General features: G+C 67.9%; 52 protein-coding genes. 46 read left to right on the top strand and 6 right to left on the bottom strand.

Going from position 1 to position 18,657, the window contains the following annotated elements:
• The first annotated feature begins 62 nt into the window (after window positions 1–62).
• The 7 genes from ACIA6A_RS38655 (at window position 63) to ACIA6A_RS38625 (ending at window position 3,745) form a co-directional block, all read left to right on the top strand.
• Complete coding sequence (locus ACIA6A_RS38655) at window positions 63–371, top strand: hypothetical protein (RefSeq protein ID WP_396103076.1); 309 nt, start codon at window positions 63–65, stop codon at window positions 369–371.
• A 129-nt stretch (window positions 372–500) separates the two neighbouring features.
• Window positions 501–1,442, top strand: coding sequence for a hypothetical protein (locus ACIA6A_RS38650; RefSeq protein ID WP_396103075.1), 942 nt, complete (start codon window positions 501–503; stop codon window positions 1,440–1,442).
• A gap of 92 nt (window positions 1,443–1,534) precedes the next feature.
• Window positions 1,535–2,170, top strand: coding sequence for a hypothetical protein (locus ACIA6A_RS38645; RefSeq protein ID WP_396103074.1), 636 nt, complete (start codon window positions 1,535–1,537; stop codon window positions 2,168–2,170).
• Window positions 2,171–2,203: 33 nt separating this feature from the next.
• Window positions 2,204–2,551, top strand: a complete 348-nt coding sequence (locus ACIA6A_RS38640; protein ID WP_396103073.1) for a hypothetical protein — start codon at window positions 2,204–2,206, stop codon at window positions 2,549–2,551.
• Window positions 2,552–2,584: 33 nt separating this feature from the next.
• A complete protein-coding gene (locus ACIA6A_RS38635; RefSeq protein ID WP_396103071.1) occupies window positions 2,585–2,773 on the top strand; it encodes a hypothetical protein in 189 nt (62 codons plus the stop codon).
• Window positions 2,770–3,162: a hypothetical protein gene (locus ACIA6A_RS38630; RefSeq protein WP_396103070.1), complete on the top strand. Its 393-nt coding sequence runs from the start codon at window positions 2,770–2,772 to the stop codon at window positions 3,160–3,162. Before ACIA6A_RS38635 ends, ACIA6A_RS38630 begins: the two co-directional genes overlap by 4 nt.
• Before the next feature lie 325 nt (window positions 3,163–3,487).
• The gene (locus ACIA6A_RS38625) at window positions 3,488–3,745 is read left to right on the top strand and encodes a DUF4190 domain-containing protein (protein WP_396103069.1); all 258 of its coding nucleotides are present in this window, start codon (window positions 3,488–3,490) and stop codon (window positions 3,743–3,745) included.
• Between the two features lie 66 nt (window positions 3,746–3,811).
• Here the strand turns inward: ACIA6A_RS38625 and ACIA6A_RS38620 are convergent, their stop codons facing one another.
• The 4 genes from ACIA6A_RS38620 to ACIA6A_RS38605 form a co-directional block, all read right to left on the bottom strand.
• Window positions 3,812–4,651, bottom strand: coding sequence for a Scr1 family TA system antitoxin-like transcriptional regulator (locus ACIA6A_RS38620; protein ID WP_396103068.1), 840 nt, complete (start codon window positions 4,649–4,651; stop codon window positions 3,812–3,814).
• Between the two features lie 65 nt (window positions 4,652–4,716).
• Entirely contained in the window at window positions 4,717–5,316 is a 600-nt protein-coding gene (locus ACIA6A_RS38615; protein ID WP_396103067.1) for a cysteine hydrolase, read from the bottom strand.
• Entirely contained in the window at window positions 5,313–6,476 is a 1,164-nt protein-coding gene (locus tag ACIA6A_RS38610) for an XRE family transcriptional regulator (protein ID WP_396103066.1), read from the bottom strand. Before ACIA6A_RS38610 ends, ACIA6A_RS38615 begins: the two co-directional genes overlap by 4 nt.
• A gap of 32 nt (window positions 6,477–6,508) precedes the next feature.
• A complete protein-coding gene (locus ACIA6A_RS38605) occupies window positions 6,509–6,853 on the bottom strand; it encodes a hypothetical protein (protein WP_396103065.1) in 345 nt (114 codons plus the stop codon).
• 227 nt (window positions 6,854–7,080) lie between these two features.
• Here ACIA6A_RS38605 and ACIA6A_RS38600 point away from each other — a divergent pair, with 227 nt between their 5' ends.
• The 6 genes from ACIA6A_RS38600 (at window position 7,081) to ACIA6A_RS38575 (ending at window position 8,872) form a co-directional block, all read left to right on the top strand.
• Window positions 7,081–7,416, top strand: a complete 336-nt coding sequence (locus ACIA6A_RS38600; protein WP_396103064.1) for a hypothetical protein — start codon at window positions 7,081–7,083, stop codon at window positions 7,414–7,416.
• Window positions 7,417–7,510: 94 nt separating this feature from the next.
• On the top strand, window positions 7,511–7,804 hold the full coding sequence (locus tag ACIA6A_RS38595) for a hypothetical protein (protein ID WP_396103063.1): 294 nt from the start codon (window positions 7,511–7,513) through the stop codon (window positions 7,802–7,804).
• Between the two features lie 72 nt (window positions 7,805–7,876).
• A complete protein-coding gene (locus ACIA6A_RS38590; protein WP_396103062.1) occupies window positions 7,877–8,056 on the top strand; it encodes a hypothetical protein in 180 nt (59 codons plus the stop codon).
• On the top strand, window positions 8,053–8,271 hold the full coding sequence (locus ACIA6A_RS38585) for a hypothetical protein (protein ID WP_396103060.1): 219 nt from the start codon (window positions 8,053–8,055) through the stop codon (window positions 8,269–8,271). The genes ACIA6A_RS38590 and ACIA6A_RS38585 overlap by 4 nt, the downstream gene beginning before the upstream one ends.
• Entirely contained in the window at window positions 8,268–8,546 is a 279-nt protein-coding gene (locus tag ACIA6A_RS38580; RefSeq protein WP_396103058.1) for a hypothetical protein, read from the top strand. The genes ACIA6A_RS38585 and ACIA6A_RS38580 overlap by 4 nt, the downstream gene beginning before the upstream one ends.
• Complete coding sequence (locus ACIA6A_RS38575; RefSeq protein WP_396103057.1) at window positions 8,543–8,872, top strand: hypothetical protein; 330 nt, start codon at window positions 8,543–8,545, stop codon at window positions 8,870–8,872. Before ACIA6A_RS38580 ends, ACIA6A_RS38575 begins: the two co-directional genes overlap by 4 nt.
• 22 nt (window positions 8,873–8,894) lie before the next feature.
• Here the strand turns inward: ACIA6A_RS38575 and ACIA6A_RS38570 are convergent, their stop codons facing one another.
• The gene (locus ACIA6A_RS38570) at window positions 8,895–9,143 is read right to left on the bottom strand and encodes a hypothetical protein (protein ID WP_396103056.1); all 249 of its coding nucleotides are present in this window, start codon (window positions 9,141–9,143) and stop codon (window positions 8,895–8,897) included.
• Window positions 9,144–9,169: 26 nt separating this feature from the next.
• Here ACIA6A_RS38570 and ACIA6A_RS38565 point away from each other — a divergent pair, with 26 nt between their 5' ends.
• The 16 genes from ACIA6A_RS38565 to ACIA6A_RS38490 all read left to right on the top strand — a co-directional run bounded on the left by ACIA6A_RS38565 (window position 9,170) and on the right by ACIA6A_RS38490 (window position 13,438).
• Entirely contained in the window at window positions 9,170–9,676 is a 507-nt protein-coding gene (locus ACIA6A_RS38565; RefSeq protein WP_396103055.1) for a hypothetical protein, read from the top strand.
• Window positions 9,673–9,876: a hypothetical protein gene (locus ACIA6A_RS38560; RefSeq protein ID WP_396103054.1), complete on the top strand. Its 204-nt coding sequence runs from the start codon at window positions 9,673–9,675 to the stop codon at window positions 9,874–9,876. The genes ACIA6A_RS38565 and ACIA6A_RS38560 overlap by 4 nt, the downstream gene beginning before the upstream one ends.
• A gap of 59 nt (window positions 9,877–9,935) precedes the next feature.
• A complete protein-coding gene (locus ACIA6A_RS38555) occupies window positions 9,936–10,115 on the top strand; it encodes a hypothetical protein (RefSeq protein ID WP_396103053.1) in 180 nt (59 codons plus the stop codon).
• A gap of 16 nt (window positions 10,116–10,131) precedes the next feature.
• A complete protein-coding gene (locus ACIA6A_RS38550; protein WP_396103052.1) occupies window positions 10,132–10,335 on the top strand; it encodes a hypothetical protein in 204 nt (67 codons plus the stop codon).
• Window positions 10,335–10,535, top strand: coding sequence for a hypothetical protein (locus ACIA6A_RS38545; protein ID WP_396103050.1), 201 nt, complete (start codon window positions 10,335–10,337; stop codon window positions 10,533–10,535). Before ACIA6A_RS38550 ends, ACIA6A_RS38545 begins: the two co-directional genes overlap by 1 nt.
• Window positions 10,535–10,735: a hypothetical protein gene (locus ACIA6A_RS38540; RefSeq protein WP_396103048.1), complete on the top strand. Its 201-nt coding sequence runs from the start codon at window positions 10,535–10,537 to the stop codon at window positions 10,733–10,735. The genes ACIA6A_RS38545 and ACIA6A_RS38540 overlap by 1 nt, the downstream gene beginning before the upstream one ends.
• Window positions 10,732–10,983, top strand: coding sequence for a hypothetical protein (locus tag ACIA6A_RS38535; RefSeq protein WP_396103046.1), 252 nt, complete (start codon window positions 10,732–10,734; stop codon window positions 10,981–10,983). The genes ACIA6A_RS38540 and ACIA6A_RS38535 overlap by 4 nt, the downstream gene beginning before the upstream one ends.
• Complete coding sequence (locus tag ACIA6A_RS38530; protein WP_396103045.1) at window positions 10,980–11,183, top strand: hypothetical protein; 204 nt, start codon at window positions 10,980–10,982, stop codon at window positions 11,181–11,183. Before ACIA6A_RS38535 ends, ACIA6A_RS38530 begins: the two co-directional genes overlap by 4 nt.
• Window positions 11,180–11,362 carry a hypothetical protein gene (locus ACIA6A_RS38525; protein ID WP_396103044.1) on the top strand — a complete coding sequence of 61 codons (183 nt, stop codon included), beginning with the start codon at window positions 11,180–11,182 and terminating at the stop codon, window positions 11,360–11,362. The genes ACIA6A_RS38530 and ACIA6A_RS38525 overlap by 4 nt, the downstream gene beginning before the upstream one ends.
• Window positions 11,363–11,438: 76 nt before the next feature.
• The gene (locus ACIA6A_RS38520) at window positions 11,439–11,720 is read left to right on the top strand and encodes a hypothetical protein (protein ID WP_396103043.1); all 282 of its coding nucleotides are present in this window, start codon (window positions 11,439–11,441) and stop codon (window positions 11,718–11,720) included.
• Entirely contained in the window at window positions 11,717–11,944 is a 228-nt protein-coding gene (locus ACIA6A_RS38515; protein WP_396103042.1) for a hypothetical protein, read from the top strand. Before ACIA6A_RS38520 ends, ACIA6A_RS38515 begins: the two co-directional genes overlap by 4 nt.
• The gene (locus ACIA6A_RS38510; protein WP_396103041.1) at window positions 11,941–12,141 is read left to right on the top strand and encodes a hypothetical protein; all 201 of its coding nucleotides are present in this window, start codon (window positions 11,941–11,943) and stop codon (window positions 12,139–12,141) included. Before ACIA6A_RS38515 ends, ACIA6A_RS38510 begins: the two co-directional genes overlap by 4 nt.
• The gene (locus tag ACIA6A_RS38505; RefSeq protein ID WP_396103040.1) at window positions 12,138–12,572 is read left to right on the top strand and encodes a hypothetical protein; all 435 of its coding nucleotides are present in this window, start codon (window positions 12,138–12,140) and stop codon (window positions 12,570–12,572) included. Before ACIA6A_RS38510 ends, ACIA6A_RS38505 begins: the two co-directional genes overlap by 4 nt.
• Entirely contained in the window at window positions 12,569–12,763 is a 195-nt protein-coding gene (locus ACIA6A_RS38500; protein ID WP_396103039.1) for a hypothetical protein, read from the top strand. Before ACIA6A_RS38505 ends, ACIA6A_RS38500 begins: the two co-directional genes overlap by 4 nt.
• A complete protein-coding gene (locus ACIA6A_RS38495) occupies window positions 12,760–12,966 on the top strand; it encodes a hypothetical protein (protein ID WP_396103038.1) in 207 nt (68 codons plus the stop codon). The genes ACIA6A_RS38500 and ACIA6A_RS38495 overlap by 4 nt, the downstream gene beginning before the upstream one ends.
• A gap of 208 nt (window positions 12,967–13,174) precedes the next feature.
• Window positions 13,175–13,438, top strand: a complete 264-nt coding sequence (locus tag ACIA6A_RS38490; protein WP_396103037.1) for a hypothetical protein — start codon at window positions 13,175–13,177, stop codon at window positions 13,436–13,438.
• Between the two features lie 232 nt (window positions 13,439–13,670).
• On the opposite strand, the gene ACIA6A_RS38485 is transcribed toward ACIA6A_RS38490, so the two are convergent.
• Entirely contained in the window at window positions 13,671–13,955 is a 285-nt protein-coding gene (locus tag ACIA6A_RS38485; protein ID WP_396103036.1) for a hypothetical protein, read from the bottom strand.
• Between the two features lie 128 nt (window positions 13,956–14,083).
• Between ACIA6A_RS38485 and ACIA6A_RS38480 the strand changes: the two genes are divergently transcribed.
• From ACIA6A_RS38480 to ACIA6A_RS38400, 17 genes are read left to right on the top strand one after another with little or no spacing between them, the layout of a single operon-like run.
• On the top strand, window positions 14,084–14,284 hold the full coding sequence (locus tag ACIA6A_RS38480) for a hypothetical protein (protein ID WP_396103035.1): 201 nt from the start codon (window positions 14,084–14,086) through the stop codon (window positions 14,282–14,284).
• A 10-nt stretch (window positions 14,285–14,294) separates the two neighbouring features.
• Window positions 14,295–14,501, top strand: coding sequence for a hypothetical protein (locus ACIA6A_RS38475; RefSeq protein WP_396103034.1), 207 nt, complete (start codon window positions 14,295–14,297; stop codon window positions 14,499–14,501).
• Window positions 14,502–14,504: 3 nt separating this feature from the next.
• Window positions 14,505–14,738, top strand: coding sequence for a hypothetical protein (locus ACIA6A_RS38470; protein ID WP_396103033.1), 234 nt, complete (start codon window positions 14,505–14,507; stop codon window positions 14,736–14,738).
• A 17-nt stretch (window positions 14,739–14,755) separates the two neighbouring features.
• Complete coding sequence (locus ACIA6A_RS38465; RefSeq protein ID WP_396103032.1) at window positions 14,756–14,998, top strand: hypothetical protein; 243 nt, start codon at window positions 14,756–14,758, stop codon at window positions 14,996–14,998.
• 2 nt (window positions 14,999–15,000) lie between these two features.
• Window positions 15,001–15,243, top strand: a complete 243-nt coding sequence (locus ACIA6A_RS38460; RefSeq protein ID WP_396103031.1) for a hypothetical protein — start codon at window positions 15,001–15,003, stop codon at window positions 15,241–15,243.
• Window positions 15,240–15,446, top strand: a complete 207-nt coding sequence (locus ACIA6A_RS38455) for a hypothetical protein (protein WP_396103030.1) — start codon at window positions 15,240–15,242, stop codon at window positions 15,444–15,446. The genes ACIA6A_RS38460 and ACIA6A_RS38455 overlap by 4 nt, the downstream gene beginning before the upstream one ends.
• Window positions 15,443–15,754, top strand: coding sequence for a hypothetical protein (locus tag ACIA6A_RS38450; RefSeq protein ID WP_396103029.1), 312 nt, complete (start codon window positions 15,443–15,445; stop codon window positions 15,752–15,754). Before ACIA6A_RS38455 ends, ACIA6A_RS38450 begins: the two co-directional genes overlap by 4 nt.
• On the top strand, window positions 15,751–16,008 hold the full coding sequence (locus ACIA6A_RS38445) for a hypothetical protein (RefSeq protein WP_396103028.1): 258 nt from the start codon (window positions 15,751–15,753) through the stop codon (window positions 16,006–16,008). The genes ACIA6A_RS38450 and ACIA6A_RS38445 overlap by 4 nt, the downstream gene beginning before the upstream one ends.
• A gap of 12 nt (window positions 16,009–16,020) precedes the next feature.
• On the top strand, window positions 16,021–16,293 hold the full coding sequence (locus tag ACIA6A_RS38440; protein WP_396103027.1) for a hypothetical protein: 273 nt from the start codon (window positions 16,021–16,023) through the stop codon (window positions 16,291–16,293).
• A 2-nt stretch (window positions 16,294–16,295) separates the two neighbouring features.
• Complete coding sequence (locus tag ACIA6A_RS38435) at window positions 16,296–16,529, top strand: hypothetical protein (protein WP_396103026.1); 234 nt, start codon at window positions 16,296–16,298, stop codon at window positions 16,527–16,529.
• The gene (locus ACIA6A_RS38430; protein WP_396103025.1) at window positions 16,526–16,705 is read left to right on the top strand and encodes a hypothetical protein; all 180 of its coding nucleotides are present in this window, start codon (window positions 16,526–16,528) and stop codon (window positions 16,703–16,705) included. Before ACIA6A_RS38435 ends, ACIA6A_RS38430 begins: the two co-directional genes overlap by 4 nt.
• Complete coding sequence (locus ACIA6A_RS38425) at window positions 16,702–16,968, top strand: hypothetical protein (RefSeq protein ID WP_396103024.1); 267 nt, start codon at window positions 16,702–16,704, stop codon at window positions 16,966–16,968. The genes ACIA6A_RS38430 and ACIA6A_RS38425 overlap by 4 nt, the downstream gene beginning before the upstream one ends.
• The gene (locus ACIA6A_RS38420; protein WP_396103023.1) at window positions 16,965–17,150 is read left to right on the top strand and encodes a hypothetical protein; all 186 of its coding nucleotides are present in this window, start codon (window positions 16,965–16,967) and stop codon (window positions 17,148–17,150) included. Before ACIA6A_RS38425 ends, ACIA6A_RS38420 begins: the two co-directional genes overlap by 4 nt.
• Window positions 17,147–17,392, top strand: a complete 246-nt coding sequence (locus ACIA6A_RS38415; RefSeq protein ID WP_396103022.1) for a hypothetical protein — start codon at window positions 17,147–17,149, stop codon at window positions 17,390–17,392. Before ACIA6A_RS38420 ends, ACIA6A_RS38415 begins: the two co-directional genes overlap by 4 nt.
• 2 nt (window positions 17,393–17,394) lie before the next feature.
• Window positions 17,395–17,661 (top strand): hypothetical protein, encoded by a 267-nt coding sequence (locus ACIA6A_RS38410; RefSeq protein ID WP_396103021.1) that lies wholly within the window; start codon window positions 17,395–17,397, stop codon window positions 17,659–17,661.
• On the top strand, window positions 17,658–18,200 hold the full coding sequence (locus tag ACIA6A_RS38405; RefSeq protein WP_396103020.1) for a hypothetical protein: 543 nt from the start codon (window positions 17,658–17,660) through the stop codon (window positions 18,198–18,200). Before ACIA6A_RS38410 ends, ACIA6A_RS38405 begins: the two co-directional genes overlap by 4 nt.
• Complete coding sequence (locus ACIA6A_RS38400) at window positions 18,197–18,598, top strand: hypothetical protein (protein ID WP_396103019.1); 402 nt, start codon at window positions 18,197–18,199, stop codon at window positions 18,596–18,598. The genes ACIA6A_RS38405 and ACIA6A_RS38400 overlap by 4 nt, the downstream gene beginning before the upstream one ends.
• Window positions 18,599–18,657 lie beyond the last annotated feature (59 nt).

Genomic DNA, 18,657 nt, shown 5'->3' with positions numbered 1-18,657 from the left:
ACGCTAACACTCTTGCTTCGAGATTACTAGAGATATCTGAGCAAGAGTCGTAGAGTGAGCACATGACCACCGACTCCGCCACACCCACACCGCTGGCCCCGCCCGCCGAGGCTCACGAGATGCCCTCGCCGGAACTACGCCGAGCGCTACGGACCATTGCCGGACACACCCAGGGGGATGTCGCGCGCGAAGTCGGCGTCTCCCAGTGGGCGGTGTCGTACTGGGAACGCACCGCAAAAGGTCCCGGGCGACGCCACTTCACCCGCTACCTGCTGCTGCTCATGAGCTACGCCGAAACGGCACGAGAACTAGGGCTGCCAATCACCTGGCCGGCCCAGCCGTCAACCTCGGCGAACCCTGCCCAGAAATGACGGCAGCCGAGGTGCTGATGACACCCCGGCTGATTCGTCGCGCCCACGTACGTGCATACGAGAGGCCAGACGTCTTGACGTTAAACGTCAGAGCCTGCCGCGTCCAGGGGAACACCGGGGAGGTGTGCCATGGGATACGAACTGCGCCGCGAAGTCCGTAAAGCCATCCCGCCCGGCCTTCTTACCGCTGGCGAGCGCCTCTTAGTCCTGGAGCTCGCCGACATCTGCAGCGACCGTACTCGCGAGGGGTGGCCGGGCATCGCCCTCCTCGCAGAGGTGACCGACATGTCCGATCGCAGCATCCAGCAGACCCTCAACAGGGTAGCCAAGAAGTGGATCGAGCTGCGGGTGCCGCTCGGGAAGAACGCGGACGGCAAGCCGTACTTCGCGTTCGCGGGCAAGCGCACGACGTATCGATTCCCGCCCCTGCCGGACATCGATGGTGCGACAGATGAGGGGGCAAGTGGTGCGACAGATGGGTGGCCATCGGAGAGAAATGGTGCGACAGATGAGCGCGAATGGTGCGACAGATCGGTAGCGATGGTGCGACAGATGAGTGGCCCTTCTCCTCAAAGAACCCCTCAAAGAGCAACACCTCAACCCCCTCCCCCCTCCCCCGCGCCGCCAAGCAGCGACCTCGTCGTGGTCGATGCTGAGATCGTGGAGGAGGAGAATCCGACTTCGTCCCCTGAAGACCAACTGCAACACCTCATCGACGAAACGCTGATGATCCGTCCGAACTGGTCCAGTACCGAGCTGCGCACCCAGATCACCGCGGCACTCAGCCTTGTCGGAGAGTCCTTCGAAGCTGCTGCTCTGCTTACCTTGAGCACCGCCCGGGATCCCACCTCGGCGCGCCCGTCCCGAATCACTGCCGCTGGGAACCCGCACCTGCTTGCCGCCGGTACCGCCTTGAGGATCGCGAAGCTCAACGCGTTCCCGGGGACGGCGTTCACCCACCCGCTGCACCCAAACGCCCACCGGTACGAGCCGAAACCCGACGGCAGCCCGGAGTGCCTGCACTGCCCGTTCCCCGAACAGAACCAGCGCCACCGCGTCCCCGACCTGTAACTGGAGGTCCACATGGCCACGTCCGACGCAACCGAGTCCCCCTGGCCACAATCTCGCAAGCATCCAATTCCGCAGATGAAGGGGAGTCGACCATGTCCGACGAGTCCCAGATCCGACACCTTCCCATCCCGCCCACGGCTACCGTCAGTACATTGACGATTACTGATGCGGAGGTGATCGTGCCAACCCGAACACTGATGAGTCGCCCTCGTGACGTGATCTCCGAGCATCGCTACCGTGCACCGATGACCACTGCCAGCGCCGTTGCCGCCGCCCTGCGTGATCGTTTACCGAACGTCGCGGACCGCAAGCTGCACGCCTTGCTGTATTTCGCCCAAGCCCACCACCTCGCCGTTAACCACCGACCCCTGTTCACCGAGCGCATCGCCGTGGTCGGCGACGCCATCCTTACCGAAGGCGCCGGCACCCCGGGCGGCGGCGATAGGCTCGCCGACGCCGCCCTCGCGATGGTCGACTACGTGATTGCCCGCTACGGCACCCTCACCGGCCTGGACCTGAGCACCCTGGCCCTTGCACAGGAGCCCGCCCGTGACGCCGTGGCGAAAGCCGGCAACAGCCGCCGGGCTGTTCTGGACCTCGACGGCATGGGCCGTGCGTTCCGGCAGGCCTCCGAGCATCCTGACGGCCGGGCAACCCCGTTCAGTAGCAGCGACCTAGCTGCGGCGATGTCCGCGACGGGCCGCGACTTGCCCACCCAGAAGACCTGATCGTCGTACGCGGCGAGGATGCGAGGTCGTTCGGTGTCCAGCACCCACCAGCGTTGGGACCTCGATGAGGCCAGCCTCGAACGCGCGTTGCAGGCCTGGGACGGCCTGGATCATCCGCCCGCCGAACTGCATGAGCGGGTCGTTGACTGGGTGCGGGGTGAGCTCGTGGTGGACCCGCACAAGAACGCCCAACCTGAGTTCGAGGAGTACTTCTTTCAGGCGGTCCCGAAATGCGTTCACCAAGGTCAACTGGTGGTGTGCTCGTACTTCACCTACGGGCAGACCACCACGCGACGGGCAACCGTGAAGATCGATCAAATCGCGCTGTTGACTCCACCGATCGGGCCGTCCACCGGCCTAATCTGGCCCGACGAGGACTGACTGCGGCGGCCAGCGGGCGCTACTCTGGGCGGCATGGAACAGGACGCGAGCCACGCCACGGACAAGCCCGGCACCGCCCTGCTCGAGGCCGCCGGGATGACCTCGACACCTGAAGGTCGCGCAAGCGCCCGTCAGTTGCTCGCTGAGGGTCGGGCCCGGCTCACCCCCGAAGCCCTGGCCGGCATCCGCGCCCAGGTCGGCGCCACCCCGCGCGCAGCGTGAGCGACCTCGACAGCATCAACCTGGTCCTGGACACCACCGCCATCCTCGGTTTCGTCCGCGGCATCGATGCGGTCGGTGAGGTGGTTCGGGAGGTTGCCGACGCTGGCCTGCTGGTGGCCCTGCCGGTGACGTGCATGGCCCAGGCGCATCAGAGCGCAGTCGACGAGGACCTGCTGCAGGTCCTCGCATCGAATCCGGCAACGCTGGTCATCGGCGACGAGCCGGACGAGTGGCTGACCTTGGCGCACCTACTCGGCCTGGTCGACGACCTGCCGGCCGCGTCCGCAGCCCTGCTGGCGGTCGACGCAGGATGCCTGGTGCTGACCGCCCGGCCGGAGCGGTATTCGAGCATCGGGTCCGGCGAGCTGGCGTTGCCGTTCCACGGCTGAGTGTCTCTGCGCAAGCGGAATGGCGGGACCGTTCGGCTGACCGGTTCGTCCCGTCGGGCGTATCAGCGTTCTGATCATCCGGTTCACCGCGAGGCGTGTATCGCGTAGGCCGGATGGCGTCCAGGATCATGCGGCGGCCGGTTCTTTGACTGGGGGCCGGCCGCACTACCCAGTCACTCCCGGTCCGCCAGGAGCTCTCATGTCCCATGGTCCGTATGTCGCGCCTGGATCGCCTGGCCCGTATCCCCCGGCGGTTTACGCGTACCCGCCGCATGCAGTTTTAGTGCAACCTCCTCGGCCCTCATCGGTCGTGTCGGTGTGGGCCTTGGTGATGGGGATCGTTGGGCTGCTGGCCGGCTGGTGTCTGCTGGGATTGCCGTGCATCGCTGCGGTGATCCTCGGCCATATCGAGACGGCCGCCACTGCGAACGGCGCGAGGTCTGGGCGGGGCATGGCCGTCGCGGGCCTGGTGATGGGCTATATCGGGGTCCTGCCCGCGGTCATCGTGTTCTTCTGGCTGGTGTTTGGTGCTGGTGCTGCCGTGGTGTCGCCGACCCCGACGGCTACGCCCAGCGGTCTCTGATCTACGGCATGGCGTGAAGCCCCCCAGCTCGTCGAGCTCGGGGGCCTTTTCGTTCTGCGTGCTACATCAACGGCTGAGCTGCTTTGCCGCTGCCGCGATCAGGTCCCGGCTCTGGCTCTCGTCTACGGCGCTGTCCCACAGCAGGTCCATGACGGCGTTGTAGCGCGCCCAGCGTTCCCCGGTGACCTTCTCGTAGCCGGCGAACGACTCGATGTAGCCGAGGTAGTCGTACAGGGTGAAGCTGTTCTGCGGGAACACCGCCAGTGGTCGGTTCAGCGGCAGCACCCGCAGCTGCAAGCCCAGATCGTTGGCGGCCTCGAGCTGCGCCAGCTGCGCGCGCATGGCCGCGGCTGGCGCCACCTGCCACCGCAGTGCCGGCTCGGCGACCAGGAGCCTTACCTGCCCGGGGGTTTCGCGCAGCACCTGCCCGGCCTGCACCACCACGGACGCCGCCGCGGCGGATTCGTCAGCAAGGTTCTGCATCCGGGCCTGGTCGGCGAGGACCACCCGGGCGTAGTCGTAGGTCTGCAGCACCCGCGGCACGTACGTCAGATCGAAGCTGCGCATCAGACTGGCGGTGGCGAACAGCTCGTTGTAGCGGCGCTGCAAGGCGGCCTGGCCGAACAGGTTGCGCTTCTCCGCGGTGGACCGCACCGAGGGCATTTGCTCAAGCAGGGCGAGCAGCTCCGCAGTGGTGCCTGCGTCGGCGCCGAGCGCTGCAGTGATCTGGCGGATGTCGTCGGCGGTCGGGGTTTGCTGCGCCAGCTCGAGCTTCGACAGCTTCGCCGGCCGCATGTCGGCCGCGGCGGCGACGTCCCGGCCGGTCCGTTCGCCGCGTAACCGGCGCAGGCGGGTGGCGAGCCCGTCGTCGGCGAGGAGCCATTTCTGCAGGTCGGGATCGTTCACGGCGCATCCTTCGAATCGGGTATCTCAGGATGGCACGGTTTCGAGAGATCTCGCAGCACGGACGCTCAGCAGTGCCCGATGCTGTGCTCGATCTCCACCACGGGCGCGGTAATCGTCACCTGGCCGGGGCTGAGGTGCACGTCGGTGGTCCGAATCAGCTGGTTCTTGCCGATGTACCGGGAAGCGACGAGCAGGCCGGCTTCCTGTGCACCGGGGGCATGCGCGCCGCTGGCGTCGGTGAGGATCCACGGGGTCAGGCCGCGCTCGAAAGCGTCGACGGCGCCCTTGAGCACGCAGCTTTCGGTAGTCAGCCCGCAGAACAGCAGATCCGTCCACCCGTGCTCGGCGACCAGGGCGTCCAGCTCGGGGGTGAATGGTGTGTACGCCGGCTTGTCGACAACCGCGTTGGCCCGGGCGGCGTACGGCTGGAGCTCGTCAACCAGGTCCGTTTCCGGGGCGGTCCTCACCGCGGTCCACTGGATGAGCCGCTCGAACAGCGAGTCGGGCTCGTTGATGAACCGGGTGAACGCGCTCGCCCCGCCGGCGGCCTGCCACCGGTCGACGAAATCGGCGACGGCGGCGGGCACCCATGTGGTCTGCGGTCGCACGAAACCGCGCTGCATGTCGATGACGATCAGCGCGGCGCTGGCCAGTTTCACGGTCACACTCCGGTTCGTAAAGCGTCGATGGCGGTGTGGATCTGTTGGTCGAGCTTGCTGGTGGCGATGATCGCTTCTCGCATGGTCTGGTGCTGCCCGACTTCCTCGGCGCGCGGGGAGGTGAGCCGGGAACGGATACCGCGCAGCCAGCGCCAGCCGTACGCGTCGGGCACGACGGGATCCTGGCCGGCTTCGACCTGCCGGACGATCGCGTCGGTATAGCACCACACGGCCTGGGTCATCAGCTCACACGCCACTATCTCATCGACGGCCAGGGCGCGGCGCGGGGCGACAGGGTGGTAAGCGACACCGGACCAGGAGGCGTAGCCGATGGATACTCCTCGGGCGCCGAACGAGGTCAGATCGGGTCGTTCAACGATGCCGTCGCGCAGCAGTTCCCGCTCGACCATCTGCCCGGCGCTGAGCAATTCGGCGTCCGAGCAGGTGGCGTCATCGCGGTCGAGCAGGTGTTTCGGCATGGACAGCAGTCGCACGGCCGCATCGAGGGTGGGCCCGGTCCAGCAGGATCGGGTAAGCCAGTACAGGGAGAACACGTAGGCGCTCGCTGTGGGGGCGCCGAGCTTCGCGAGTTGAGTGTCAACCCAGGCACGCGCGGCGGGGTAGCTGTTGCGACGCCACACGGCGAGTTCGGCTACCGACCGCGGCTCGAGGTCCTGGCGAAGGTGGATGACACCGACACCGATTGGCCACAGGTAGAGCTCGGCCGTGCCGGTGTCGTGGTGCAGCGGTATGCGCCGGCATTCGGCCCACTGCCCGGAGGCAGGTTCGGCGCTCTGCCACAGCTGGTGAACGGCGTCGCAGCCGAGGTGAGCAGGGATGAACTGGTGCGAGGTGACTGCGTAGGTGTCGCCGCCTGCACCGCTGCCCGTCATGGTCTCGAGGTGACCGAACAGGTCGGCGGCCTGGACATCGAAGACGGCGCACCATAGCCGCAGGTACATATCGTCGGGGACTGCGATCTGGCCTCGTTCGACGCGGCCGATCTCTCTGATGATGGTGCCGCGGTTGGTAGGGACGCCCTTGATCCCGAGTCGGCGACCGGTTTCCTGCATGGCGGCGGCGAGCCTGTCCTGGCTCCACTCACGATCTTTGCGCATGCGCAGGGCGACCTCGTTGCGTCCCGTTGGGCGTCTCGGTTCGGACATCGTCGATGTCCTTTCCTGTCGGTCGCTGACGACTAGAGGTCGGACGGTCCTTGCGGCGAGGCTGTGTCCATGGCAGACGTAGTGCGGTACTCGGTTTCTGACTCGCTCAGCATTTTGAGTACGTCGGCTGGGTTCGCCTGCCGGTACTTTCCGCCGGCTTCGAGCTTGTACCCGATGACGCCCTTGGTCATGAGGGTGTGGGCTTTGGTTCGTCCGATGCCGAGGACTTTGGCGACGTCACCGACGCGTAGCCAGTCACCGGCGCGTAGCCGGGCTCGGAGGGTCTCCCGCTCGGCGGGGGTGACGTCGCTCTTGTTCGCCATAGTGTTCGCAGCGTACCGGGTGTTCGTTCTATGCGCGTTGCCCGTGATCGTCATCCGGCTCTCCTCAACCAATCGTGCCATTCGAAGTGTTCGCACTATGCGTACCGTTCACAGCATGGCATAGTTGGCTTACGAACAGAACGAACAGTTTGAACACTAGCCTCTGGATTGCGCTAACAGCTCAGAAGGCAGGACGGCCCCGGATCACAGGCGCGCCAACGCCTCCCCGGGGCCTACGGAACAGCCATCTCCACCGCTAAGAGAAGAAGGGTCGTCCCACCGTGGATCGTACCGACCTCGCAGTTTCCACGCCTTCGACGCGTGCCTGCCCTCACTCCTGGTGTGCTGGCATTTTCTGCGCCATCAGCGACAACGGCGAACGCTTCCACCGCGGCATCCTTTCCGCCGAGAGCAACTCGGCCGAGACGATCGGCGTGGACCTGGTCTGCAACGACTACGCGGACGGTGCCACGTCCGGACCGCTGATCGACGTCACCTTCGCTGTCCTGTCCGCGAACGGTGTCGCCCAGCATTCGGTAGGCCTGACCCCCGAGGCCGCCCTGCGCCACGCAGCGACATTGATCCGCGCTGCGAGCCTCGCGCTCGCCAGCCGCTGATCGCGGCCTTCTCACCCAAGCCCCCGGTCGGCGTAGACGGACCCAACTGCCTCTGCGCCGACCGGACATCAACCTCTCCTCTCGGAGGACCCGCGTGACCAGCAAACTCGCTCCCGGCGCTTCCTGCACCAAGTACCACGGTCACCTGAGCATCCGCACGGACCGCCACCACGACGGGATCTCCATCACCGTCCTGGCCGGCGCCACGCACAGCTCCACCCTGTCGCGGACCTTCACCAACGACCGCATCGCCGCGGCCCGGGTCTGGTACCGCGAGCTCGTTGAGGCCGCCGACCAAGGCCTGAAGGTCACCCAGATCGAAGACCGGATGGCAGCGATCCTCGCCGCCGGTCACGCCGTCACCGAGATCGGAGTGCCGATCGCGTGAAGCCGCCGGCCGGGGTGGCTGATCTCCCCCTGTGTCACCGCCCCGGCCGGCCCTCCCCCGTAAGGAGCAGCCGTGACACCCCCTCAGCTCTCCAACGACCTGGGCTTCGGCCACCACCGCGAGACCGAGGAGCCCGGCACCCTCAGCCCGGTCCGGATGGTCCCGCAGTACGCGTACCCCAAAGAGCCGCAGTGGCCGGGCCAGAACGAGCTCGGCTACTGCACCTGCCATCGCAAGGAGCGCCCATTGTGACCACCACCCTCCCCTCCGTCCTCGGCGACGCGTACGAGCGCCTCCGGGCTGCTGTCGCCGCGCAGCGGGTGACGTACTCCCCCGCCACGAAGCTCTGGTACGTCAACGGGGACGCCCCGTCCGCGAACGACCAGGACCGGCTCAACGACCTCGCCGACACGCAGCTCATCACCCGCCCGGCAGCGGCCCGGACCCCGGCGGCGATGACCCGATGACCATCCCCGGGAACTCGTACGCCACCGCTGTCGACCTGCTGACCGACGGTGGCATCGAGTGGCTCACCGCCACCGTCGGTCAGCAGGTCACCTGCGACAGCCTGCGAGCCCTCGCCGCTCTGGCGGACACGGACCGTACCGCGGTCCAGGTGGTGCAGCACCTGGCCTCGCTGGATGCTCAGGGCCTCGCCGAGGTGCTGCGCATGGACGACCGCCGCCACGCCCTGATCGTGCGGGACAGCCTCGCATTCCGGCCCACCGGCGGTGCGCGATGAACATCCCCCTGGCCTTCACCTGCAACGTCGCTGGCGCCGGTCAGCCCATGCACACCGACTCGACGCTTTCCGGCGTCGCCTGCCTATTCGCATTCCGGGGAGCGGAGATGACCGCCTACGCGGTCACCCTCGTCGGCCGGGACAACGACTTCGTACGGATCGAATCCGGAAACGACACGCAGGCCGACGTCCAGCAGATCGGCCAGATGCTCATGGATCTGCACGACGCCGAGGCCGACACCGAGTTCGACTGGACCTTCGCCAACGGCCGCGGTCAGTGGCGCGCCGGGGACATCGTCCGCATCGACGTGACGGTGGGGTGCTGACCGTGACCGCTCCGGCCCGCTGTCACCTGCGTGACGTCGACGCGCACACGTTCGTCACCGTCGAGGCCCGCATCTGCGCGATCACCCCGCACCGCGACCGCACCGACCGCCCGTGGGCGACGGTCACCCTCACCGCCGACGGTGAGCTGCAGGACGTGCACGTCTTCCCGACCACGTACGCAATGACCTCCGAGCAGCTTCCGTCGGCAACCGCGTGGTCGTGTCCGCCGAGGTCGGCGAGGACCAGGGCCAGCCGTTCCTCACCGCCCACACCGTCAACCCAACAGGGGCACTGGCATGAACAGTCCGACCGTCGCCGACCCGATCGCCATGGATTGTGTCCTGCGCACCCTGCACACCACCGCCCCGGACTTGTGGGACAACCACTCGCGGACCGGGGGCCGGTTGCCGCGTCTGCACCTGCTCCTGTTCTTCGCGCAGGGTCACAACCTGGCCCGCTTCGACCGGCCGTTGTTCACCGAGCCGATCGTGCGGACCGAACACGATGTGCACGTCGACCTGCCCGCCGAGTTCGCCGGCGCGGAGCCGTCCCCGGGAAGCCCGCACCTGAACCTCATTGCCGCCGTCGTGGCCCGGTACGGCCGCGTGGTGTTCCCGGACCTGAAAGCCCTGGTGGTTGGGTCGCAGCCGTGGCAGAGCACCGCGGTCGGTGAGCCGATCCGTGTCGACGCGCTGCGGGCCTGGTTCACCCGGGACGCGGAGACCAACGACCCGGACGACGAACGGCCCCGGCGTGCCGAGCTGGCCCGGTGGGCGGCGCAGCGCAAGGAGAACGTCCGGTGACCTTCGACGCGACCACCGTTTCTGTCGAGGAACTGCACGCGATGTTCAGGCGACTTCCTGCCGCCGAGCAGGCCGCTGTCTACGAGAACGCGGGCGTCACCGCCCACGCGCTGACGACCCGAGCGTTCAGCCCCGACGGGCAGGTCACTGACGAGGACGCCCTGGCCGAGCTCCTCGAGCTGGCGAGGGCAGAGCGGTGACGGCCCTGTCCACCCCGAGTCCGCTGCGGGGTCGGTCCGCGAAAGGTGACCTCGAGTCGTTGGTCGCCGCCGCAGCCCAGCGCCGGGTCAGCGTCCGGCACGAAGACCGCTGGCCGGTGTACCTGGTCAACGGCAACGAAGCCCCGGACGCCCGGCCTCTGCTGGTGCCCCTGCTCGAGGCGGGCCGTCTGGTTGTCGCCGACCCGGACGCCGCCGAGTCCCTGATCCTGCCCGCCTGACCCGGAAGGAAAACCCGTGAGCCTCTCCACCCTGACCCCACCCGCCGGCGCGTTCGGTGACCCGGACGACTTCGCAGCCTGGCAGGTCGAACTCGACACCCTGCCCCCGATGGACCTCGACACCACCGCGCCCCGCCGCACCCGGGAGCTGACCGACCAGGAAGTCATCGACCGCGAGCTCGGCTACAGCCGGCACCGCCGCGAAGACCGGGAGGTCTGATGAACCTCGAAGCAACGGTCCAGCTGAACCGCGGCAAGCTCACAGTCGACAGCCCCGACGACGGCGAGTTGGTCCGGTTGATGGGTTGGATGCTGATCGCCGTCGCGGACGGCGAGGACTGGAAAGACGTCGAGGGCCCGAATGGTCTGCGGGCCACGGTCGGCGAGATCCGGTCGATCAGTGTGCAGGTGAACCGCTGATGGCAGCCGGGAGCACCTGTCGACTGCACGACCGCGGTGCCGCGCATATCGCCGCCCTACCGGTCGGAGTCGTAACCAGCACCGGCGATGTGATCCCCGCCGACCGGTACTGCGCTGCCTACGAGATTGAGCAAGGAAGCCTGGATCACGAACAGATTGTTCCGTTCAACAAGGTCAACGCCGGTTGGGTGCGGTCATGAGCGCCGCCGACCTCATGAAGAACATGGTCGAAGTCCTCGACCTCGCACAGCACGGCAAGTTGCCGTACCCGAACCGCGATGGGTTCTTCCGGACCAACCCGGGCCTGGAGGACGCCGCGCAGACCGCGTGCGGTGCCCACTGGATCGCCTTGGTCGAGGGGGATGGTGACCCGTACATCCTCCTCACCGGCGAGGGCGAAGACCTCCTTGCGAAGCTCCGGGCCCGGCTGGCGACGGGTGCATCGTGAGCGCCCCGACGACCGGTGTGCTGTGTCAGCTCCACACCGCTGACTCCGACGTCCACCCCGTTGACCTGCTGGAGGGTTGGCAACTCGACGACGGCGTGATCATTCCGGCCGCCCTGCGGTGCGCCCGGGACCGCGGCCCCGAACAGGACTGGCGGCGTGTCCCCGCGGACCGGATCAACGCAGGGGCGGTGCGGTCGTGACTGCCCTTGAGGAACTCGCCGAGCTCCGCACCGCGTACCGCACCGTCCGGGCCGAACCTGACGGCGGGTCGGCGATCCACCGGATGCGCCTCGACGCGCAGGCCGACCAGGTGGCCCGCGACATCGCCGACCTGATCGCCGCTGACACCTTCACCGTGCCCGAGCCGGTGCACGCCTGACCTACCGCCTTGGCCTTCAGCCCGACTGTAGACCTTGGCGGCCGGCCAGACGGGCCGAGCCGAGAAGGAGATCCACGTGAGCACCACGTTCCATGAGCTGCGCATCACCCCCGACGACCTGTACGAGGTGCACCACCGCGGGCAGCTGCGGCACACCTTCACCGAGCAGGGCCAGGCCGTGATTCTGTACCGCGCCGGTGACGCCCAGCCCATCGCCGCCGACGATGCCCGGGCGATTCCGCTCGGCGACTTCATGGCCCAGGAGCTGACCATCGCCGGCGTTTCGGCGTGGACCCCGGTCGGTGTGGACGCCCACGACTCGTACCGGATCGTCGTCAAGGACGGGGCCGGCGCGTGAGCTATCAGTACACGTACCCCAGCCCGATGGACGAGCCCGGCTTCGACGGCCTCCCCGATGCCCAGCGTGAGCTGGGCCGGGCGGTCAATGAGCGGGCCCGTGACGGTGAGCACGGCGGTGACCGCCGTCTGATCCTGCTCAGCCTGAACGTGCCCGCCGAGGACAAGGCAGCCCTGGCCATGATCTGGGGCGGCCCCGACGCAGCGAAGGAGTTCCTGCCGTGACCAGCGAAACCCGCGACGAACTGCAGCCTGGCGTGCACGTCCACGACGCTGGCGAAGACCGCCGGGGGTACGTCACCGGCCGGCACACGTCTCGCAACGCTGCGGGCCCGATCCGGGAGATCGTTGTCGACTTCTCCGGTGTCGAGGTGTCGTTCGTCAACGAGCAGCGTGCACGGTTGACGGTGGTGCCGACATGACCGGGCGGATCGTGGGCGTCCGCGAGCGCGTTCATCAGCTGACGGAGTACACCACCGGGCTGGCCTCCCGTCTGGTGACGTCCACCGACTCCCGGGTCCTCGACGAACTCGACCGGCGCTTGTCGGACCTGGCCGGTGTTGCCCTGGCCGAGCTGGGCACGACATCCGGTGCGGAGGTCGCGGCCAGCCTCACCGAACTTGGGATCCGCGGCGACCACAGCACAACCGGTAACCCGGTCGCCGTGTACCTGGCGCGCACGTTGAGCGCGCCGGAAGCGGTCGTCAGGGGCGGGATCTCAGCGGTGTTGAGCTACACCCTGCCCAACGGTGACGGGCGGTCCGTGGAAGACATCACGGTGCCGTCCGCCCTCGAGGAGTTCTTCACCGGGTTCACCGCCGGCCGGTACCCGCAGTTGGAGATGGCGCCATGAGTGAGCCGATCATGGGCCGCGATCCGCTGGAGAAGACGATGGTCGAGTCGTTCGTCCGGGAGTATCCGCAGGAGTCCGACGAGCAGATCGCGGAGCGGATGAGCAGGGCAGCCCGCAGCCTGGGCGGGGACCTCGACGAGCTGGTGACCGCGGAGATCGTCGCACGGTGGCGGCCGGAGGTGGCGTCGTGAGCGGCTACTACTACGACATCATCGACGCGTCGAACGAGCTGGTGCGGTGGTGGCCAGGCGATCAGGCCTCCGACGAGGAGGCGACCGCGGCCCTGGACGGTGTCCACCTCGAGGTGGGCGAGCAGGTCAGGGTGCTACGCGCCGCGACAGGTGCGGTGTTCGCGATGAAGCCGTACGGCGGCGTCATGGAGGTTCCAGCGTGAGCGCCTACGACAACGACCCACGGGTGGAGCAGGATCGTGGCGTCATCGACGAGGCGTACAACGTCAGGGCCGAGGCCGGCGATCGGTACGTCTATGAGGACCGCGGCGGCTTCATGACTGGCTCATGGCAGAGCGACGACGACACGGCCGGACCGTTCGACACCGCAGACGAGGCGATCCGGTCGCTGATCGGGGATCCGCAGAGAACGTGCTGGAGCACCTGCGGCAGTGGTCCGCCTCCCACGAGGAATGGTCGGAGATGTGTGACCTGCAGTACAAGGTCACTGATCTGCCGAACGGGCCCGAACGGGCTGCAGAAGCCGGCCGGATGGCGGAACTCCTGGAGTCGTATGCGGACCGCCTCGAACGCTCCGGTCTTGTCCGGGTCGGCACCACGTTCACACCGGAGGAACTGCGGACCGAAGCCGCCGAGTATCGGGCGGGCCGAGACCCGCGCGGCGAGGCCGAGTAGGTGAGCGTGGGCGCGCTCCAAGCCGGCAAGCCGAGCGCGCCCCGCACTGTCACACCCATTGAGCGAAAGAGGCGACGCCATGAAGCTACCCCAGGCCCGTCCCCGTCGACGCGGTCAGCGACCGCCGACCCCGATCGAGATCGAAACCTTCGTTGGGCTGGTGCGCCGCGAAACCGGTGAGCAGATCGACTGCCGGACGCGGTGACCGCACGGCACGGGCGTCCCGTCTCGGCTACTTGGCCGGCGGGGCGCCTTCGTCGTTCTTGCGTTTCTTGTTGCCTCCCGGCACGCCCCGGGCGATCTGTGCGGCTCGGGTGCGGTGCTGCTTGATGGCCTTCCCGATCTCGTCCCAGCTCATGTCGTCTTTGACGTGCATGGCTTTCACCTCGGCCTGGCGCAACTCCCGAACGTGGGCGGCGAGGGCGGGGAGCCGGTTGAGGACTTCGCCGAGGGCGATGGCCCGTTCTGCCCGGGTCGGCTTGGCGAGGGCAGCGGCAATGTCGGCGGTCGGATCCACGATCTCACTGTAGTGGGCGGGCATCCTTTCGATCCGCCAGTGCGGTGGCGCACGATCAGCGCCTTGGCAGTGTGGTGGTCGCCCACTACAGTGATGGGTACCCACTACACCCACTCGTCTGGAGCGCCATGACCGCCGAGCTGAACGCGGCCTGCCGCGAACACGTCCTCGCCGTCGACGACACCACCCCACACGAAGCGGTCCTCGCCGTGCTGAGGAAGTGCGAGCAGATACGCGCCGAGTCCGCGCAGCACCCGGGCGGCGTCGGTCACTTCTTCGCCGACGAGGTCGAATCCGTCATCGCTGCCGCCCTCAACATCAAGCCCTGAAGGAGACCCCATGAACTTCGCCGACGAGGTCCGCATTAAGCACCCCCACCCGGGCGACGACCCGGTCGCCCGCCTTCGTCACGCCCTCGACGTGTATGAGGCCTCACCCGACGACCGGGTGGTCCTGGATGTGGTTGGCCTCGGCGTGTACCCCGAAGGCGCGACAACCCTGACGCTCGGGGACCTGCGCGCCCTGGCCCGCCTGATCGGAGCCTGACCGATGCTCAAGAGCGAACACACCATCGACATGGTCAAGCGTCGCCTCACCGGCAGTGGCCCGGTCCGGATCGTCGACCTGATCTGGGATGCGCACTTGCTGACCGTCGACGGGGATCTGCGATGGATCGGCAACGCCATGTACAAGCTCGACGACGCCGGCGTGCTCCGGCACGTGACATGCGACCCGGAGCACGACCACACCGATGCGTGCACCGTCGAGCTGATCGGAGCCTGACTGATGACCCGCACGCCATGTCCGCCGAACGCCTGTTCGACGAGTGCGTCGCCGTCATCACCCGCGCCGCATACGACAGCGAAGGCGCGCACGAGCAGGCCATGGAGCTGATGGCCGAGTCCCAGGACCGGCATCAGGCCGCCGGCCACGCCCGGGACTGCCGTTCCGGCGTCTACACCCTGGCGCTCGGCAAGGCCCAGGCCACCCAGCTGTTTCAGAAGTACAAGCCGGAGCGCTGCTCGTGTGGAAAGGGCGTCTGAGTATGGACTTCACCGAGTACCTCACCGACCACTGCGTTGATACCAGCCGCCTGTGGTGGAACTACGAGTTACCGAACGGGCTGACCGCCATGGTGCGTCCCTCGACCGAGGCACTCCGCTTTGACATGGAGATCGACAACCCGGATGCCGATAACGGCATGGACGAGCCAAAAGGCCTCACCACCACCGACGTCGAGGCCCGGCTGACTGACCTCGCCGCCCACCCCGCTGAGGTTGACGCGTGAGCGTCAGCGACATCACCCCCATCGCGGTGGTCGCCGCGATCCGGGCCGGCCACGACGACGTCGACAAGCTCGCCGAGAAGTTCGTCGTCCTGCACACCTCCCACACCCTGCGTTCCACCCTGAAGGAGCTGGGCGATGCGGGCCGGGTGGAGAAGGTCGAGCAGCTGCCGTCGGGTGCTTGGCGTCTTCGGGTGCTGCCATGAGTGGCCGGCCGAACGTCGACGCTGACCCGATCGCCCGCGAACGCCTGGCCCGGCAACGCCTGGCTGCCCCGCCGCTGGTGTGCCGCGAGCGGGTGCTGCAGGTCATCCAGGACAGGCTGTCGGCCGGCCAGGTCGTGACCCGGTTGACCCTGGCTGACGACTTCGACGTCTCCCCCAGTCACTTCGGGTTGCGCCGCACCATCCACGAACTTGCCGACGCCGGCCTGATCCGGTTGGTGCCGGACGAGTCCGGGATCGAGGACTACGTCATCACCACCCCGGCCAGAACCCGCAGGAGAGCAGCGTGAGCGACATCCGCACCCAGGCCGCCGACATCATCGAGCCGCACATCACCGGAACGTTCAAGCGCCGCGACCACGCCGAGAGCATCGCGTTGAGCCTCGACGATTCCGGCAAGCTCCTGGGCGGCTTCGACACCCACCTGAATATGCGGGAGCGGGTCGCCACCGACCTGGGCTGCCGCATGGACTGGCCAGTCGCCGAACGGGTCGCCGCCGAGCTCGACAAGGTCGGCCTGCTCGCCAACTCCCCCACCACCTAAAGGAGCCCCACCATGTCTGACCAGCTCACCGCCGCTGAATGCGCCGCCCTTGATGCGTGGCAAACCGTGTCCGCCGACACGACCGGAATGCTGTGCGCGGTCCGCGCCGCGCTCCGGCAGATAGAGCGATCCGAGGACGCCCGGCTCGCCGTCCACGAGCGCACCGTCGCCGAGATCGGCCGGATGGTCGCCGCGTTCGACACCCCGCACGACTCGGGTCGGGTGTCCGCGTTCGTGGGCGACCTCCGTCAGATTTTGCTCCGGCTGCGCAACCACGAGGCCTGAGCATGCCTGACCAGCCCACCAGTGCCGTGACCATCCTGGCCACTGGCCTAGACGACCTCTGCGGGCGGATCAACCAGTCCCTGCCCACTGACGGCAACTACATCAGCCACGACGCCCCTGGCATGGATGAGGCCATCGACGCGCTGGTGGCTTTCTCCGTCGAATGCTCCACCGCACTGGACCACCCCACCGTCCGCGCGGCGCTCGCCGCGGCCCGTGAAGGAGCCACATCATGACCGTGACCGACATCCGTTCCGCGACCGCCCTGCCGCAGTCGCAGGACCCGCGCGAGCTCCGTGCCGCGCTGAAGGACCCGGCGTACGCACCGTGGCACGACCAGATCCGCGAGTCCCTGGCCGCCCTCGAGGCCTGCGTCGGTGACGCCGCCCGGTTCGGGTTGGCCGCGGAGTGAGCAGCCTCCGCGACGACCTCGCCGCCTACATCCGCAAGGTCGACGAGGGCTACGAACTCAGCCCGTACCAGCTCGCCGAGCTGGTAGCCGTGTTCCTGCACGAGGAACGTGATCTGGTCAGCGGCGGGCTCGCCGACCAGATCCAGGACTTCGCGTACGAGCAGAACCGGGGGGCCGGCTACCGGCACCCGAAGCCGCTGACCTCCGATGCGCTGGCCGCCGATGTCGTGGACCGGTTCGGCCTGGACAAGGACCAGCCGTGAGCGACATTCGCACCCAGACGTTCTCTGTGTCCGTCAGCGCCACGGTCATGCCGCCGCTGACAGAGCAGGAGGTGCGCGACGCGGTTGCCGACGTGGCGTACCGCAAGGAACGCGAGCACGGCATGGGCGCCCTCAGTGTCAGCGTTGCTGAGGTGCTGACCGAGCGGGAATACCGGCTGTGACCGACGTCGACCTGACCACCGGTCAGCGGTGCCCGCTCCAGCAGCTCACGCACACCGGCCGGCGCCTGCACCGCGACTTCGACGGCGCGTTCTGCCTGGATCCGCAGCAGCCCCGCGACCTTCCCGAACCTCGGCATCCAGCCGACGTGGAGCCGCTCATCGAGGCTGGGCTGCTCGTTGTGAAGCCCACCCCGAGCGTGTGGCTCGGCCACCGCATCGTCCTCACCAGCAAGGAGATCTGACCATGGGCTATGCGTTCTACACCCTCGCCGATGGGCGAGAGGCTGGCTACGGCGTCACCGCGGTCTGCGACGAGAAGGACTGCACCGTGGAGATCGACCGTGGTCTCGCCTATCTGTGCGGAGAGACGCCGGGCGGTGACGAGTGGGGTTGTGGTGACTACTTCTGCGGACAGCACCTGACCCTACTGCTCGACGTGCCGGACGCGCCGCACACGTGCAATCGCTGCGCCGACCGCATCCTCGGCGAGGACAAGGCAAGCCAGCTATGACCGATTACTCGACCGAGCCCGTCACCGGGAAGGTGTACGGCAACAGCGGCCTCCGTGAGGTCGCGATCGACGCGTGGGTGGGTGTCGATCACACCCTCCCGGCCGACCTCTCGGACTGGCACAATCACCGGCGACTCTTGCTGGGCCCGTACGGACTGTTCCTGGCATTCGAGCAGGGCCGCAACGCCCCGCCGTGCGTGTTCGCCCTTAAGTCCAACCCGGGCGTGGACCTGGCGAACGCTGATGGGTTCCGGTTGAGGGACCTGCCCGACGACCCAGACGACGAGACGTTCCCGGCAACGCTGCGAGACCTGTACTGGCCGGTCGCCGAACTCACCGACCGGCTCGCCGCCGACACCCGCCGGTCGATTCGGGACCGCGGTGTTGAGGTGATGACGCTGCTGTTCGCCCGGATCGCCGAGCTCGGCATCGTTCGGGCCCAGGAGTTCGACGACGGCGACCTGATCGGCCTGGACCGTGACATCGCCGCAGAACTGCCGGCGGCGTGGGCAGCCCTGATCGCGGAGGAGGGCCGATGAGACCGACCGGCTACCGACGCTTCCGCTTCACATCCGGAGACACCGGCTGGGACACGGGCCTGCGGCTGTCCGTGTTCCCGCGCGAGGTGCCGCTGTACTGGCGGGTGTGGGCGACCTGCCGCCGGGAGGACATTCGCTGGGCGTTTGCGAACGGCGGTGACCAAGACCGGTTCACCGCGCTGGCACTGGAGCACGCCGCCGCCCGCAGGCAGGGCCGCCAGCCGGATCCCGAGGTCGACGCGGTGAAGACCGGCCCATGGTGGGCCCGAGCCCGGTGGGTGGGCCGCTGCCTCACGGCGGCCGCCGCCACGTCAACGGTCATGCTCGGCCTCGCCGTCATCGCGCTCGCCGCCCTGGAGCGCGTCGGCGTGGTCCAGGTGCAGGTGAGCTGGCGGTGAACCGGGCCTGGTGCATGTTCGCTGGCCAGCCGAACAGGGTGGAAGGCCGGTCGAGGCGA

Source organism: Actinoplanes sp. NPDC051494, assembly GCF_044454705.1.
GTDB lineage: Bacteria > Actinomycetota > Actinomycetes > Mycobacteriales > Micromonosporaceae > Actinoplanes.
Note: the sequence above shows the minus strand (reverse complement) of the source record. Positions and strands in the feature narration are given on the sequence as shown.